This is a genomic window from Streptomyces lanatus (assembly GCF_014655715.1).
GTDB lineage: Bacteria > Actinomycetota > Actinomycetes > Streptomycetales > Streptomycetaceae > Streptomyces > Streptomyces lanatus.
This window is the reverse complement of sequence record NZ_BNBM01000002.1, coordinates 1-15,051: the sequence shown is the minus strand read 5'-3', so window position 1 is coordinate 15,051 and position 15,051 is coordinate 1. Positions and strand designations below refer to the sequence as shown.

At 70.6% G+C, this 15,051-nt stretch carries 13 protein-coding genes, 2 pseudogenes and 1 riboswitch; of the genes and pseudogenes, 7 read left to right on the top strand and 8 right to left on the bottom strand.

Going from position 1 to position 15,051, the window contains the following annotated elements; genetic code table 11:
- The first annotated feature begins 6 nt into the window (after positions 1–6).
- The 3 genes and pseudogenes from IE325_RS05335 to IE325_RS46820 form a co-directional block, all read left to right on the top strand.
- Positions 7–1,383 (top strand): glycosyltransferase family 39 protein, encoded by a 1,377-nt coding sequence (locus IE325_RS05335; protein ID WP_190068544.1) that lies wholly within the window; start codon positions 7–9, stop codon positions 1,381–1,383.
- 165 nt (positions 1,384–1,548) lie between these two features.
- Positions 1,549–2,937: a glycosyltransferase family 39 protein gene (locus IE325_RS05330; protein ID WP_190068543.1), complete on the top strand. Its 1,389-nt coding sequence runs from the start codon at positions 1,549–1,551 to the stop codon at positions 2,935–2,937.
- Between the two features lie 272 nt (positions 2,938–3,209).
- Positions 3,210–4,085 (top strand): annotated as a pseudogene (locus IE325_RS46820) (ArsR family transcriptional regulator); the annotation flags it as partial.
- A gap of 89 nt (positions 4,086–4,174) precedes the next feature.
- Here IE325_RS46820 and IE325_RS05325 read toward each other — a convergent pair.
- Complete coding sequence (locus IE325_RS05325) at positions 4,175–4,594, bottom strand: ATP-binding protein (RefSeq protein ID WP_190068542.1); 420 nt, start codon at positions 4,592–4,594, stop codon at positions 4,175–4,177.
- 92 nt (positions 4,595–4,686) lie between these two features.
- Here IE325_RS05325 and IE325_RS05320 point away from each other — a divergent pair, with 92 nt between their 5' ends.
- Positions 4,687–5,535, top strand: a complete 849-nt coding sequence (locus IE325_RS05320; RefSeq protein WP_190068541.1) for a helix-turn-helix domain-containing protein — start codon at positions 4,687–4,689, stop codon at positions 5,533–5,535.
- Positions 5,495–5,695 carry a DUF397 domain-containing protein gene (locus tag IE325_RS05315; RefSeq protein WP_190068540.1) on the top strand — a complete coding sequence of 67 codons (201 nt, stop codon included), beginning with the start codon at positions 5,495–5,497 and terminating at the stop codon, positions 5,693–5,695. Before IE325_RS05320 ends, IE325_RS05315 begins: the two co-directional genes overlap by 41 nt.
- Here IE325_RS05315 and IE325_RS05310 read toward each other — a convergent pair.
- Positions 5,679–6,848 carry a steroid 3-ketoacyl-CoA thiolase gene (locus tag IE325_RS05310; RefSeq protein ID WP_190068539.1) on the bottom strand — a complete coding sequence of 390 codons (1,170 nt, stop codon included), beginning with the start codon at positions 6,846–6,848 and terminating at the stop codon, positions 5,679–5,681. The two genes, IE325_RS05315 and IE325_RS05310, sit on opposite strands and share 17 nt — an antisense overlap.
- Before the next feature lie 190 nt (positions 6,849–7,038).
- On the opposite strand from IE325_RS05310, the gene IE325_RS05305 reads away from it, so the two are divergent.
- A complete protein-coding gene (locus IE325_RS05305) occupies positions 7,039–8,277 on the top strand; it encodes a cytochrome P450 (RefSeq protein ID WP_190068538.1) in 1,239 nt (412 codons plus the stop codon).
- 175 nt (positions 8,278–8,452) lie between these two features.
- On the opposite strand, the gene IE325_RS05300 is transcribed toward IE325_RS05305, so the two are convergent.
- From IE325_RS05300 to IE325_RS05275, 6 genes are all read right to left on the bottom strand, one after another.
- Positions 8,453–8,869, bottom strand: a complete 417-nt coding sequence (locus IE325_RS05300; RefSeq protein WP_190068537.1) for an aggregation-promoting factor C-terminal-like domain-containing protein — start codon at positions 8,867–8,869, stop codon at positions 8,453–8,455.
- A gap of 290 nt (positions 8,870–9,159) precedes the next feature.
- Entirely contained in the window at positions 9,160–9,987 is an 828-nt protein-coding gene (locus tag IE325_RS05295; protein ID WP_190068536.1) for an ECF transporter S component, read from the bottom strand.
- Entirely contained in the window at positions 9,984–11,669 is a 1,686-nt protein-coding gene (locus tag IE325_RS05290) for an ABC transporter ATP-binding protein (RefSeq protein ID WP_190068535.1), read from the bottom strand. The genes IE325_RS05295 and IE325_RS05290 overlap by 4 nt, the downstream gene beginning before the upstream one ends.
- Positions 11,666–12,745 carry an energy-coupling factor transporter transmembrane component T gene (locus IE325_RS05285; protein ID WP_190068534.1) on the bottom strand — a complete coding sequence of 360 codons (1,080 nt, stop codon included), beginning with the start codon at positions 12,743–12,745 and terminating at the stop codon, positions 11,666–11,668. Before IE325_RS05285 ends, IE325_RS05290 begins: the two co-directional genes overlap by 4 nt.
- Positions 12,745–13,383 (bottom strand): SCO2322 family protein, encoded by a 639-nt coding sequence (locus IE325_RS05280; protein WP_190068533.1) that lies wholly within the window; start codon positions 13,381–13,383, stop codon positions 12,745–12,747. Before IE325_RS05280 ends, IE325_RS05285 begins: the two co-directional genes overlap by 1 nt.
- A complete protein-coding gene (locus IE325_RS05275; protein WP_190068532.1) occupies positions 13,380–14,591 on the bottom strand; it encodes an SCO2321 family membrane protein in 1,212 nt (403 codons plus the stop codon). Before IE325_RS05275 ends, IE325_RS05280 begins: the two co-directional genes overlap by 4 nt.
- 122 nt (positions 14,592–14,713) lie before the next feature.
- Positions 14,714–14,794: riboswitch (cobalamin riboswitch) on the bottom strand.
- 137 nt (positions 14,795–14,931) lie between these two features.
- Between IE325_RS05275 and IE325_RS47210 the strand changes: the two are divergent.
- Positions 14,932–15,051: pseudogene (locus IE325_RS47210) on the top strand (IS481 family transposase); the annotation flags it as partial.

Genomic DNA, 15,051 nt, shown 5'->3' with positions numbered 1-15,051 from the left:
ACCCTCATGACCGGCCTATGGGGCATCCGCCGCCAAGGTTCCCTCTGGCAGGACGAGGCCGTGACCTACGACATGGCCCACCGCGAGCTGCCCGAGCTGTGGGCGACGCTCGGTCACGCCGACGCCGTGCACGGCCTGTACTACCTGCTCATGCACGGCCTGTTCCGCCTCTGGGAAGGCGGTCTGGTCGCGCTGCGGCTGCCTTCCGTCCTCGCCATGGCCGCGGCGACGGCCGGGGTCGCCGCGCTGGGACGCAGACTCGCCGGGCCGCGTGCCGGACTGGCCGCGGGTGTCGTGTTCGCCCTGCTTCCGGCGGTGCAGCGTTATGCGCAGGAGGGCCGGTCGTACGCCTTGGTGACCGCGCTGGTCGTGGCTCAGACGTGGGTGTTGCTACGGGCGTGCACCGCCCGGCATCGGCGTCGCGCGTGGTGGGCCGGTTACGCCGTACTGGTCGCGTCGGCCGGACTGTTGCACGAGTTCGCGCTGCTGGCGCTCGTCGCGCACGGCGTCGCCCTGCTCGCCGCGCGCCCGGGCCGGGCGGCCGTGGTGGCGTGGGCGGTGGCCGGCGGCTGCGCGGCGGCGACGGTCACGCCGCTGGTGCTGCTGAGCCTGCGTCAGTCCGGCCAGGTCGCCTGGATCGAGGTGTCCATGGGCGGGGACGTCACCGGATTCCTGCTGACGACGGGCATCGGACTGGCCTGCGTGGCACTACGGCGCCGAGCACTGCCCGCCCACCCGCGCACCGGCCTCGACACGACGGCGCTGCCCCTCCTCACCCTGCCCCCGGCACTGCTCCTGCTGGCCTCGGCGGTCAAGCCGCTCTACGTCGACCGGTATGTGCTGTACGCCCAGGCCGGCCTCGCCCTCCTCGCAGGCGCCGCGCTCGACGCGCTGTGGCGGTCCGGGCGGGCCCGCACGCTCCTGGCACTGTCGACCGCCGTGGCCGTAGGGGCCGCGTTGGGCCCGGTCGGGACCCATCTGCGCGGCCCGCAGAGCCGGACCGACGACGTCACCGCCATATCCCACGCCTTACGGGAGACCGTGGCCCCGGGCGACGGCGTGCTCTTCCTCCCCGGCAGCCGCCGCGTCTGGACGCTCGGCCACGAACCCGCCTCCTACGGCGCGCTCGATCTCGCGCTCGCCGAGTCGCGGCAACGCTCGCACACCCTCTACGGCACCGAGTTGCCGCCCTCACTCATCCCCGACCGGCTCCTGCTCGTCTCACGAGTCGTGGTGGTGCGCGAGCCCGCGCGCGAGCGCCACGAGACCGGTGCGCGGGAGGAGACGAAGGAAGCGACGCTGCGCGACCACTTCACACGGTGCGCCCGAACGGCCGTCGGCACGGCCCGGATCGAGGTGTACCGGCGCGGTGACCACTGCTGACCAAGAGGCCGGGAGACCGGCACGACTTCTCAGGACACGACTTCTCAGGAGGAGACCATCACTCAGCAAGTCGACCGCGAGCTCGCCGACGCCCCCCGGACGACGGTTGCGCGGCAGGACCGGGCCAGGGCCAGGACCAGGGGCCTGCACCTGATCGTCCCGGCCATGGCCGCGCTCGCCCTCGGCCTGTGGGGGATCGACCGGCAGGACAGCATGTGGCGCGACGAGTCCGTCACCTACCAGGTCGCCCACCGCCCGCTCGCCGAACTGTGGGGCCTGTTAGGCCATATCGACGCCGTGCACGGCCTGTACTACCTCCTCATGCACACCGTCTTCGCCCTGTGGGACGGCGGCCTCGTCGCCCTGCGGCTGCCCTCGGTCCTGGCGACCGCCGGCGCGGCGGCCGGGGTCGGTGCGATCGGCGCCCGGCTGTCGGGACGGCTCGCCGGCACCCTGGCCGGGCTGGTCTTCGCGCTGCTGCCGGTGACCCAGCAGTACGCGCAGGAGGGACGGTCGTACGCACTCGTCACCGCGGGTGTCACCTGGGCGACGTACGCCTTCCTGCGCGCGGTCCGCGAACCCGGACTGCCTCGCTGGTGGGCCGTGTACGGCTTGCTGCTCGGGCTCTCCTGCTGGCTGCACGAGTTCGCCGCCCTGGCGCTGGTGGCCCACGCCCTGACGCTGTGGCGCCTGCGGGTGCCGCAGTCGGTGTGGCGGGGGTGGGGCGTGGCGGCGGCCGGGGTGGGGCTGGCCCTGCTGCCCCTGATGGTGGTGAGCTCGGGCCAGGCGGACCGGCAACTCGGCTGGCTGGGCCGCCCGAGCCTGAGCGCTTGGCTCCAGCTCCTGGCCATGGCCGCCGTCACTCTGCTGCTCGCCCGACTTCTCCGGCGCCGATCCGAACTGACCACCCTCGCCGTCCCGTTGGCGCTCGCCCCGACCGGTCTGCTGATGGTGGTCTCCCTCGCCAAGCCCTGGTACGTCGACCGCTACGTCCTGTACGGGATGACCGGACCGGCGCTGCTGACCGGCGCCGCCCTGGCCCACGCCATCCGGCACCGCCACCGTCTCGCCGTACCGACCCGCGTCCTGACGGCCTGTCTGGCGGCCGGTACGGCGGTCGCCGTGCTGCTGCCCTGGTCGCTGCTGGTGCGCTCGCCCGAGAGCCGCAAGGACGATGTGGTCGCCGTCGCCCGAGCCGTCGAGGCCTCCGCGCGCGACGGGGACGCCGTGCTGTTCCTGCCCGCCCGGCGCCGGGAGTGGCTGCTGTCCCGCCCGGCCGTCCTCGACCGCCTGGACGACGTGGCGCTCGCCGAGTCCCCGACGGCCTCGCACACCCTCCAGGGCACCGAACTGCCCGCCGAGACCATCCGGCGCCGCGTCCTGGCCGCCGACCGCGTCATCGCACTGACCGACCCCGCGGGCCAGCCGCTCGACCCCTTCCCCCAGGAAAAGATCAAACGCGAGGTGCTCGGGACCGAATTCCGGATCTGCCGCCGGACCACGGTGCACGGCGCGCAGATCCTGGTCTACGCCCGCCCCGGCAACTGCCCATAACCCAAGGACCCACCTAAGGACCACCTAAAGACCCACCTAAGGACCTTTGAACACGCTCGAATGTCTGTTATTCGGCGATTCTGTCCCACAAATCATGCTGGTGGAACGTGCGGGGTCGTGTGAGGATCCGTTCGAACGGCGACGGGGGCCGTTTCCCGGTTCCCGTATGCGTGGTCTGCGCGCACCGGTCGATCCCTGACCTGGTCGAAGGTGCGCCGGTAAACGACCCTGGGGGATTGGTGATATCGGTTCGCCTGGCTTCTGACGCTCTCATGGACGCGAGATTCGTGGTTTCCCCGCTGGCCCAGATGGGATTTCTGCTCGACTTCGGACTGACGGCCGTCGGCGCCGGGCGCCTCGCCGAGCCGCCGCTCGCGAAGGTCCTGAGAGGCCCCGACCTCACCCTGCTGATGGCGTTCCGCAGAACTCGGCGTGACTATGTGCCGGGTTTCCTGTTCGCCGGCGGGGGCGGACGCACCTCACTGGAGGAGGAACTCCGGCAAGTGGCAGACACTCCCGGCCACTTGATCGCCCGCCAGATGAACAGATTCCTGAGAACCGCGAGAAGCGGCGACCGCGCCGACCATGGCGAACTGCGCAGGATCACCACCGCGCTGGAGGGCGGGGAGCGGGCGTTCGCCCGCCGGATGGCCGACGAGCTGGGCCACTTCTGGGCATCCTGCGTCTCCACCCGCTGGAACGCGATGCGCCCGCTCATGGAGGGCGACATCCGGCACCGCGCCGCCTCCATGGCCGAACGCGGACTGGCCTCGACGCTCAGCTCCCTGCACCCCGTGTTCTCGTACGAGTCGGGCACGCTCCTCATCCAGGACGCGGCCGTGCGCAACGTCATCGAAACGCGGCGCATCGTCCTGCACCCCTCCCCGCTGGTCAGGACCTGGCAGCTGCGGCACGACCCCTGGGGCGAGGACGGAACGCACCTGTCCTATCCGGTACGCCCCGGCCCGAAGGGCGAACTCCCCGCCGACGACACGAACGGGGCGGACTCACTCGGCAAGGTCATCGGACAGGCCCGGCTGCTCCTCCTCGCGGACCTCGGCAGCTCCCGCACCACCACGGAACTCGCCGAACGCCACCACATGAGCGCCTCCACGGTGTCGTACCACCTCACCCGGATGTACCGCGTCGGACTCCTCAACCGCACCCGCGAAGGCAACCGCGTCTACTACCAGCGCACCCCGGAAGCGGACCGCCTCGTCTCCCGCCGCACCCGCCTTCAGCTCGCCCCGCACTCGAACCACACCGTCTTACCGCCCGCCGCGCAGCGCGCCACACCCCACTTCTCCGTCACCGCGCCCAGGAGCAGAAGGCCGCGCCCCGTCTCCGCGTCGGGGGGGTGGTCGCAGGACGGCGACGGCAACTGATCCGCCCCGTCCGTCACCTCCACCCGCACTCCCGCCATCTGCCGCAGGATCAGGACCTCACAACGCCGGTCGGGCACATGCCGTACGACATTGGAAACCAGCTCGGTCACACCCAGCTCCACGGCGTCGGTCAGCTCGCCCATCTCCCACTCACCGAGCAGCGAGCGCGCGATGGCCCGGATATGCCGGGCGGAGTGCTCGCTGACGGTGAGTCGGAGTCGGTACTGCGGACGCCGGGGGGCCTGGTAGGCGGGGGGAATGTATCCGTTCACGGTACGAGCGTGACCTCGCGCAACTACTCTGGGCTACCGAACGGACACAACAGGTCCCGAAGTGGGCCGAGTTGCAAGAGAGGGGCCGCTGCGTGACCCAGATCAACACCCTCGACCCGGGCGCCTCGCCGCTGGACTACTACGGCTTCGAGCTACGCCGGTACAGAGAGGCGGCGGGACTGACGCAGAAGCAGCTCGGAAGCATCGTGTACTGCACCGGCTCACTGGTCGGCCAGATCGAAACGGCCCGCAAGTTGCCGACGCTGCCCTTCAGTGAGCGGGTGGATGCGGCGCTGGGGACGGGCGGGGCGTTGTCCCGGCTGCATGAGCTGGTGATGCGTAGTCAACTTCCGGCCTGGTTTCAGCAGGTGGCGGAGTTGGAGGCGCGGGCGACGGAGATCTGTACCTTCCAGTCGCAGGTTGTGCATGGACTTCTACAGACCAAGGAGTACGCGCGTGCCGTACTCGGCGTGCTGGATGACACCGACCTCGACGACCGCACCGAGGTACGGCTGTCCCGTCAGCGCATCTTCGAGAAGGGCGAGCCGCCGGTCTTCTGGATGATCCTGGGTGAGGCGGCGCTCCACCAGGAAGTGGGCGGTCCGGCAATCATGCGCGAGCAATTGGCCCACTTGTTGTCCTTCGAGCACAACCCGAGGGTCAACATCCAGGTGTTGCCGTTTTCGGCCGGAGCGCACGCGGGTTTGCAGGGCTCATTCAACGTCTACCGCTTCCCTAGCGATCCCACCATCGTCTACACCGAGGGGTACGGCAGCGGGCATCCCACCGCCAACCCGGACAGCGTCAAGGATTGCTCGCTCCGATACGATCATCTCCAGGCCGCCGCCCTCTCCCTCAAGGACTCGGCGGAGTTGATCCGGCGTGTGATGGAGGAGCGTTATGGAGAGCACCGGGATTCTGACGGGGATCCAGTGGCGTAAGTCCACTTACAGCGGTGACCAGGGCGGCGACTGCATCGAAATCGCCGGAATGACCACCGCTGTCGCCATCCGCGACTCCAAAAACCCGGCGGGCCCGATCCTCACCATCGAGCCCGCCACCTTCACCGCGTTCCTCGCCTGGACTACAGCCGCTGAATGATCGTGCCGGTGGCCAGCCCACCACCCGCACACATCGTCACCAGTGCGAACTCCTTGTCCACCCGCTCCAGTTCATGAAGCGCCGTCGTGATCAGCCGAGCCCCGGTGGCCCCCACCGGGTGCCCGAGTGCGATTCCGCCGCCGTTCACATTCACCTTCGCCAGGTCCTGCTCGAAGACCTGCGCCCAGCTCAACACGACCGACGCGAAGGCCTCGTTGATCTCCACGAGGTCGATGTCCTTCAACGACATCCCGGCCTTGCCCAGCACCGCCTTGGTCGCGTCGATCGGGCCGTCGAGGTGGAAGTGCGGGTCGGAACCGACCAGCGCCTGGGCCACGATGCGTGCCCGGGGCCGCAGCTTCAGGGCGCGAGCCATCCGTTTCGACGCCCACATGATCGCCGCCGAGCCGTCGCTGATCTGTGAGGAGTTTCCGGCGGTGTGGACGGCCGTCGGCATGACCGGCTTCAACCGGGCCAGCGCCTCCATGGACGTGTCACGCAAGCCCTCGTCCTTGTCCACGAGGCGCCACATGCCCTGCCCGGCGCGCTGCTCGTCCTCCGTCGTCGGGACCTGGACGGCGAACGTTTCCCTCTTGAACCGCTCCTCCGCCCACGCGGCGGCGGCCCGTTCCTGGGAGAGCAGTCCGAGCGAGTCGACGTTCTCCCGGGTCAGCCCGCGGAGACGGGCGATCCGCTCCGCCGCCTCGAACTGGTTGGGCAGGTCGACGTTCCACTCGTCGGGGAACGGTTTGCCGGGCCCGTGCTTGGAGCCCGACCCCAGCGGCACCCGGGACATCGCCTCGACGCCACAGCTGATCCCGACGTCGATGACGCCCGCCGCGATCATGTTGGCCGTCATGTGCGAGGCCTGCTGCGAGGAACCGCACTGGCAGTCGACGGTCGTCGCCGCCGTCTCGTAGGGCAGGCCCATGGTCAGCCAGGCCGTGCGCGCGGGGTTCATGGACTGTTCGCCGGCGTGGGTCACCGTGCCGCCGACGATCTGTTCGACACAGTCGGCGGGGATGCCGGTGCGACCCAGGAGTTCGCGGTAGGTCTCGCCCAGGAGATAGGCGGGGTGGAGGTTGGCGAGCGCGCCGCCGCGCTTGCCGATCGGGGTGCGTACGGCTTCGACGATCACGGGTTCGGCAGCCATGGGTGCGGATCCTCTCCGGGCGCTGCGGAACTGGTACGTGTTCTAGTTCTGTGTGCAGTGTGCTGATGGACACTCGCTTACCGCAAGGGTCGTGCGGGCAATTGGGGAGTCCATGCCTATTGCGAGTTGTAGAACCCGTTACTACCGTCACCGCGATCCCTCCTAGCTGATGAACCGTCAGGAGCTGCCCATGCCGCCCTGTCCCGCGCTTCCCGACGGGTTCGACTTCACCGATCCCGATGTACTGCACCACCGCGTGCCCCTCCCGGAGTTCGCCGAGCTGCGCCGCGCCGAACCGGTCCGCTGGATCCCGCAGTCGGCCAATGTGGCCGGCTTCCAGGACGAGGGCTACTGGGCGGTGACCCGGCACGCGGACGTCAGATATGTGTCGACGCACCCGGAGTTGTTCTCGTCCTCCCTCAACACCGCGATCATCCGCTTCAACGAGCACATCGAGCGGGACGCGATAGACGCCCAGCGGCTGATCCTGCTCAACATGGACCCGCCCGAGCACACCCGCGTCCGCCAGATCGTCCAGCGCGTCTTCACTCCGCGCGCCATCCGGGCGCTGGAGGAGCGGCTGCGTGACCGGGCCCGGAACATCGCCGCGAACGCCCGTGACCGTTCGGGCCCCTTCGACTTCGTCACCGAGGTCGCCTGCGAACTGCCCCTCCAGGCCATCGCCGAACTCATCGGCATACCGCAGGACGACCGGGCCAAGATCTTCGACTGGTCGAACAAGATGATCGCCTACGACGATCCCGAGTACGCCATCACCGAGGAGGTCGGCGCCGAGTCGGCCACCGAACTCATCTCGTACGCGATGAACATGGCCGCCGACCGCAAGGAGTGCCCGGCGAAGGACATCGTCACCACGCTGGTGGTGGCCGAGGACGAAGGCAGCCTCCGCTCCGACGAGTTCGGCTTCTTCGTGCTGATGCTGGCCGTCGCCGGCAACGAGACCACCCGTAACGCCATCACCCACGGCATGCACGCCTTCCTCACCCACCCCGAACAGTGGGAGCTGTACAAGGCGGAGCGGCCGGCGACGGCGGCCGAGGAGATCGTCCGCTGGGCGACCCCCGTCGTCTCCTTCCAGCGAACCGCCACTCAGGACACGGAATTGGGCGGGAAGCGCATAAAGAAGGGAGAACGGGTAGGCATCTTCTATGCCTCGGCGAACCACGACCCCGAGGTCTTCGAGAATCCGGACACCTTCGACATCACCCGCGACCCCAACCCCCACCTCGGCTTCGGCGGAGGCGGCCCCCACTTCTGTCTGGGCAAGTCCCTGGCCGTCCTGGAGATCGACCTCCTCTTCAACGCCGTCGCCGACGCGATGCCGGATCTTCGACTCGCCGGCGATCCGCGCCGTCTTCGCTCCGCGTGGATCAACGGTGTGAAGGAACTACAGGTCAGCACCGGCTGAGGCTGACCCGTCCCGAGGGAGGCAGGAGCACCCCCTATCCCTACGCCCCGTTCCTGCCTCCCCCGAGGCGTCGTCCCCCAGATGCGCGGGGGCATGGCGAAGGCGGCGACCCCGGGGATCGGGGGTCGCCGCCTTCGGTTCAGGGGGCTGGGAGCCGGGCCGGGATGGCTCGGGCTCAGTACCAGCCGTTGGACTGCCAGAAGCCCCAGGCGCCGCACGGGCTGCCGTAGCGGTCCTTCATGTAGTCCAGGCCCCACTCGATCTGGGTGGCCGGGTTGGTCTTCCAGTCGGAGCCGGCGGAGGCCATCTTGTTGCCCGGCAGGGCCTGGACCAGGCCGTAGGCGCCGGACGAGGAGTTGGTGGCGTTGACGTTCCAGTCGCTCTCGTGGTCGACGATCTTCGAGAAGCACTGGTACTGGGCCGAGTCCGAGATCATCTTCTTCGCGATCGACTGCGCCGAGGAGGACCCGCTCTCCGCGGCCTGCGAGGGCGCGGCGGCGAACATCGTGCCGGCGGTGGCGGCGGCCAGGACGGCACCGGCGAGGGCCTTCTTCGGGGCGGAGACGCGGCGGAAGAGAGAAACGGCGGACACGGAGAACCTTTCGTCGGGGACATGCGTCGGCGCCGTGGCCCTGTGGGCACATCGGCGCCGTGCGACGTCCTCAACAGAAACAGGTCGGGATGGTGTCCGCAATGGGCGCTTTTGCTAGTTGTCGTCGTATGCGGGGGAGTCGGTGATCGTGTGAGCTGGCTCTCAATGCGCAGGTCAGGCATGGTGATTGCATGTACATGGCGTCCGATTTGCCCGACTAAGGTGGATCGTAGGTGATGTGAGTCATGTGGGGTGCTTCACCGCTCGTATGACGGTCCGTGCGCGGGCGCTCACCCTGTGGGTGCGTCGAATGTGACCGGGCTCTCGAAGGCAGCCCGCCGCGTGGCCCGGCGCAGCGCCTTGAGGATCGCCGCGCCGAGAACGAAGGTCAGCACGACGGTCACCAGCGCCCGCCCCAGGTCCCAGCCCAGCGAGGTGGCCAGGCAGTACGCGATGAAGCGGGCCAGGTTCCCCAGCGGCCCGGCGTCGGAGTCCGGGGCGATGTTCGAGCCGTCCTGGAGCAGATAGGGCCAGCCCTGCATGTTCATCACCGTGCCGTAGGCGAAGGCGGCGAAGAAGCCGTAGCCGGCCAGCAGGACCAGCTCACCCCGGCCACGCAGCCGGTCCGAGCCCGGCAGCAGCCCCGCCCCCATCGTGAACCAGCCCATCGCCAGCATCTGGAACGGCATCCACGGCCCCACCCCACCCGTGAGCAGCGCCGACGCGAACATCGTCACCGAGCCCAGGACAAAGCCGAAACCCGGCCCGAGGACCCGCCCGCTGAGCACCATCAGAAAGAACATCGGCTCCAGACCGGCCGTCCCCGCGCCCAGCGGACGCAGCGCCGCACCGGTCGCCGCGAGCACCCCCAGCATCGCCACCGCCTTCGGGCCGAGCCCCGATTCGGAGATCGTCGCCGCGACGATGGCGACCAGGAGGACCAAAAGGCCGGTGAACAGCCACGGCGCGTCCTGAGCGTGAGCGCTCACCTGCGAGGCGGGCAGCGCGAGGAACGGCCAGCCGAGGGCGGCGACACCGACCGCGCTCACCAGGATCAGGGCCGCGATGGAGCGGGGGCCGAGGGGGATGGGGCGCGCCTGCCCTTGAGCGCCGGTCATGACAGGGCCTGCCGTACCTGCGCGACCGTCAGCCACTTCTGCGGGGCGAGGATCTTGGTCACCTGCGGCGCGAAGGAGGGGGACGACACGACGACGTCCGCGGTCGGGCCGTCGGCGATCACCTCGCCCTCCGCGAGAAGGATCACGCGATCCGCCAGCTCGGCGGCCAGCTCCACGTCGTGCGTCGCCAGGACGATGGCGTGGCCCCGCGCCGCGAGGTCACGCAACAGCGTCACCAGGCGGGCCTTCGCCGCGTAGTCCAGGCCACGGGTCGGTTCGTCCAGCAGGAGCAGCGAGGGGCGGGCCGTCAGGACGATGGCCAGCGCGAGCGTCAGACGCTGGCCCTCGGAGAGGTCGCGCGGGTGGGTGTCGTCCGCGATGTCGGGGAGGAGCTCGGAGACGAGGGCGCGGCAGGTGCCGGGCGCTGCGCTGGCTTCGGCGTCTGCGGTTGTGCACTCTGCGGCGACTGTGTCGGCGTAGAGGAGGTCTCTGGGTTCTTGGGGGACGAGGCCTACGGCTCCGCCGGGGGTGACCTTGCCGGAGGTGGGGTTGATGAGGCCTACGAGGGTGTTGAGGAGGGTGGATTTGCCGGCGCCGTTGCGGCCCATTACGGCGACTGTCTCGCCGGGGGTGATGGTGAGGTTGATGCTGCTGAGGGCTTGGATGTGGTCGCGGGTTACGGAGAGGGCCTTTACCTCGGCTGCGTAGAGGGATTCAGGGGTGGGGGTGGCGCGTCTGCGTTGGAACCAGCGGCGGGGGGTGGGTTCGCCCAATGGGGTGGGGGGTGTGGTGTGGTGGCGAGTGCGGGTGGTTTGTGGCTGGTCGCGCAGTTCCCCGCGCCCCTTAAGGGGCGCGTTGCCGTCCCGTTGCTCCAACTGTTGCCGCAAGTCCGCCGCCCGGCGCCTTGCGTCCCGCACCGTCAGCGGCAGTGGTGACCAGGCCGCCAGTCGGCCCAGGTCCACCACCGGCGGGTACACCGGCGATACGGCCATGATCTCGGCCGGGGTTCCCAGGACCGGAGCGGCGCCGGGGCTGGGCAGCATGAGCACCTGGTCGGCGTACTGGATGACCCGCTCCAGGCGGTGTTCGGCCATCAGAACCGTCGTGCCCAGGTCGTGGACCAGGCGTTGCAGGACCGCGAGGACCTCCTCCGCGGCGGCGGGGTCGAGGGCCGATGTCGGTTCGTCCAGGACCAGGGCGCTGGGGTGCGGGGTGAGGACCGAGCCGATCGCCACGCGCTGCTGCTGGCCGCCGGAGAGGGTGGCCAGGGGGCGGTCGCGCAGGTCGGCGAGGCCGAGCAGGTCGAGGGTTTCCTCGACTCTGCGGCGCATCACCTCGGGGGCCAGGCCCAGGGACTCCATGCCGTAGGCGAGTTCGTCCTCGACGGTGTCCGTGACGAAGTGGGAGAGGGGGTCCTGGCCCACCGTGCCGACCACGTCGGCGAGTTCGCGCGGCTTGTGGGTGCGGGTGTCGCGGCCGGCGACCGTGACGCGGCCGCGCAGGGTGCCGCCGGTGAAGTGCGGGACGAGGCCGCTCACCGCGCCGAGGAGGGTGGACTTGCCTACGCCGGAGGGGCCCACGAGGAGGACCAGTTCGCCTTCGGGGACCTCGAAGTCGACGCCCTGGATGGTCGGTTCGGGGGCGCCGTCGTACGTCACGGAGACGTTCTCGAAGCGGATCACGACGGCTCCTTGCGGGTGGCTGGGCTTCGGGGTGCGGGGGCGAGGAAGGCGGGGAGCAGGCCGAGGAGTACCGCCGCCGCGGGCCAGAGGGGGAGGGTCGGGGCGACCAGCGGGACCACGCCGGGGTGCAGGGCCGCCGGGTCGCGGTCGGCGGCGAGGGTCAGCAGGGCCGCGACCGCCGCGCCGGAGGCGGCGACCAGCCAGGCACGGGCGTCCCAGCGGTCCGGGCGGTAACGGGTCCGCAGGGCACGGCGACCGCCAAGCCGCAGCCCCGCCAGCGCTGCGGCCAGCCCGATGAGGAGGACCGGGAGGCCGTAGGTGCCGCCCTCGGCGGTGAGCAGGCCGTACGTTCCCGCGCAGACGCCCAGCAGGCCGCCGAGGGTGAGCGCGGTCGTCGTACGCCGGACACGGGGCGGGACGTCGGCGGTACGGCCGTAGCCGCGCGCGTCCATCGAGGCGGCGAGGGCGACCGAGCGCTCCAACGCGCCCTCCAGGACCGGCAGTCCGACGTGCAGCAGGCCCCTGATGCCGGTGTGGGGGCGGCCGCGCAGCCTGCGGGCGGCGCGCAGGCGCTGGACGTCGGCGATGAGGTGGGGGGCGTAGGTGAGGGCCACGACCACGGCCACGCCCATCTCGTAGAGGGCACCGGGGAGGGACTTGAGGAGGCGGGTGGGGTTGGCCAGGGAGTTCGCCGCGCCGACGCAGATGAGCAGCGTCGCGAGGCGCAGGCCGTCATAGAGGGCGTACACGAGGGTCTCCGCGGTCACCTTGCCGCCGAGCCGGATGCCCTGGGCCCAGTCGGGGAGCGGAATCTCGGGCAGCGTCACGATCACGTGCGTGCCGGGGATGGGGGAGCCCAGGGCCACGGCGAAGACGAGGCGGATGAGGAGGACGGCGAGGGCGAGCTTGACGAAGGCGGTGTAGCTGCGGGCCCAGGGGGCGTCCGAGCGACAGGTCACCACGACATAGGCCGAGGTGGCGATGAGGAGGGCGAGGAGGAGGGGGTTGGTGGTGCGGGTGGCGGCGGTGCCGAGGGAGAGGGACCACAGCCACCAGGCGCCGGGGTGCAGCCCCATCAGGAACGCCGCCGCCGTGCCTGCCAGACGGCTGCCGCCCCCAGTACGGCGACTACGGCGATGCCCGCTATCAGGCCCACGGACGGGCCGTCGTCGTCCGCAGTGCTCCTCTCGACACCGGTCCCCGGTTCGTCCGTCCCCGACACCTGCTCCCCGCATCCCTTCCGCGGGTACCCGGAGATCGCGCACAGCAGGGCGTTCGTGTCGTAGCGCAGGGGCTTGGCGACCGCCGCCAGCGCCTCCGCCGTCGACGCGTCCGGAGCCACCCGGGCGCATGCCGTACGGCGGGCCGGGGGCGTCTCGCCCGACGGGGCGTCGGCCGCCGTACCGAAGTCGATGACGAGAGCCACCCGCTTCTTGCCGTCCTGCGCGGGCGTGCGTGCGCAGATCACCGCGAACTCGGCCGCGCCCCTCGGCTGTGCCGCGTCCTTCGAGTCCGCGCTGACCGCGAAGCGGAAGCCCTGGACGTCGCCGTCGGAGGGGCGGGCGAGGGAGGGGCCCTGGGTGGCGTAGGTCCAGGCACTGCCCTCGCGTTCCCAGAAGGACCAGTACCGATAGCCGGTCGCCTGGGCGGCCTGGGCCGCGCCGGTCAGCAGGACCAGCGCGGCCAGGAGCGGAGCGAGTACACGGCGGATCACGCCTGTGGGCCCTTCTTACGGCCGCTCAGCAGGAAACCGATGCCGATGCCGACGACGAGGAAGATGCCGACGTACCACCAGACGCCGAAGGGGCTGTCGTCGTCCTTCTTCTCCTCCTGCTTGTCGGTCGCCGCTTGCTGCGGTGCCGGGCCGGTCGCGTTGAGCTGCTTGACCAGGTCCGCGCCGCCGAAGTCACGCGGGTCGGCGCCGGCGGCGTGGGCGGCGAGGATCAGCTGGGCGCAGGCGGCCGGGCCGCTCTGCTGGGCCCACTTGGCGGAGTTCTGCTCCAGCCAGCGCAACGGCTTCTGCGCGGCGTCGGCACCGGAACGGGCGGCGAGCGCGACGACCGCGTCGGCCGTGTTGCCGTAGTCCGGCTGGTCCTCGGCGCCGGGGAGGGCGGACATCAGGTGGCCGTCCTTGGCGAGGGCCTGGGTGAGGTGGGCGGCCCCGTTGGCGGCGGCCTGCTCCGGGGTGCGGGCGTCGGCGCAGGTCGGGGCGGACGCCGCCTTACCGGGGGTGACCACGAGCCCCTTGCCGAGCACGCCGACGACCCCCGCCGCGGTGGCGTCCGCGTTCGCGACGAGGGCGCCCTTCTTGTCCGGCTGGAAGGCGAAGGCGCCCGCGCCGTCGCCCTCGCAGGGCAGGGCGAGCTTGAGCAGCGCGTCGTACGGCGACTGCCCGCCCTTCACCACCCCGTCCGGCTTCTCACCGACGGCGGCCAGCGCACCGATCACGACCGACGTGGAGTTCGTGTCACTCGCCCCACCGGCCGTGTATCCCCACCCGCCGTCCTTGTTCTGCACGGACTTCAGCCAGGTCACCGCCTTCCCGGTGGCGGCGTCGTGCCCGCCGAGGGCGGCGAGGGCCTGTACGGCGGCGGCAGTGCTGTTGGTGTCTACGAGGTTCTTGGGGCCGCAGTCCGAGGCGGGCTCGGCACGATACGGAGCGAAGGCCCCGTCGGCGCACTGCTGCCCCACCAGCCAGTCCACCGCCCCCTTGGCCGGCCGCACACCCACCGTGTCCTGCGCGAGCAGCGCGAGCGACTGACGCCAGACGCCGTCGTACGTCGGGTCGGTGCCGCCGTACAGCTCGGCGGGGAACGCCTGGGACGGCGATGCGGAGGGCGACGAATCGGCGGCCACGGCCGGTGCGGCCGCGCCGATCACGACGGCGGCGGCCAGGACCGCGGCGCTGCGACGGACGTTCATGATCGGCGGGTGCCCTTCCCTAAGGGGACCGGGCAGCACAGGGGGGACCCCCGGCGGCTCGGCTCCGTATACCTCGACGGTGCCGCGCACCGGCAGGCTGCCGGGCACGTGAGCCGGTCACTTCTCCGCCCGGGGCGATCCGGCTCACCGGCTTTCGACGACCGGCTCACGGTTGCGGGTCAGCGCCGGAATTGCACCGGCTTTCCCCCGTACGGGTGTGATGACGACGCGGCCACTCTACCCGCACGTAACCGGGGCCCTGAGGGCCACCTGTCAGGCCCTAGTTCTAAAACTGACGGACGTTATTGACAGGTGGGTCTCTCGTATCTAGGAGACCTCCATGATGACCGAACGCGAGCTTTCAAGGCGTGCCAGGCACCGGTTGGCGGTGCTGCGCCACGTGGAAGAGGTGAGCGGGAGTGTGGCTGCCACTTGCCGCTACTACGGCATCAGCCGCCAG

Bases quoted from the DNA above. Each gene is read 5' to 3' on its own strand.
- IE325_RS05315 (WP_190068540.1), top strand. From the start codon at position 5,495: ATGGAGAGCACCGGGATTCTGACGGGGATCCAGTGGCGTAAGTCCACT.
- IE325_RS05310 (WP_190068539.1), bottom strand. From the start codon at position 6,848: ATGGCTGCCGAACCCGTGATCGTCGAAGCCGTACGCACCCCGATCGGC.
- IE325_RS05330 (WP_190068543.1), top strand. From the start codon at position 1,549: ATGGCCGCGCTCGCCCTCGGCCTGTGGGGGATCGACCGGCAGGACAGC.
- IE325_RS05305 (WP_190068538.1), top strand. From the start codon at position 7,039: ATGCCGCCCTGTCCCGCGCTTCCCGACGGGTTCGACTTCACCGATCCC.
- IE325_RS05295 (WP_190068536.1), bottom strand. From the start codon at position 9,987: ATGACCGGCGCTCAAGGGCAGGCGCGCCCCATCCCCCTCGGCCCCCGC.
- IE325_RS05335 (WP_190068544.1), top strand. From the start codon at position 7: ATGACCGGCCTATGGGGCATCCGCCGCCAAGGTTCCCTCTGGCAGGAC.
- IE325_RS05285 (WP_190068534.1), bottom strand. From the start codon at position 12,745: ATGGGGCTGCACCCCGGCGCCTGGTGGCTGTGGTCCCTCTCCCTCGGC.
- IE325_RS05275 (WP_190068532.1), bottom strand. From the start codon at position 14,591: ATGAACGTCCGTCGCAGCGCCGCGGTCCTGGCCGCCGCCGTCGTGATC.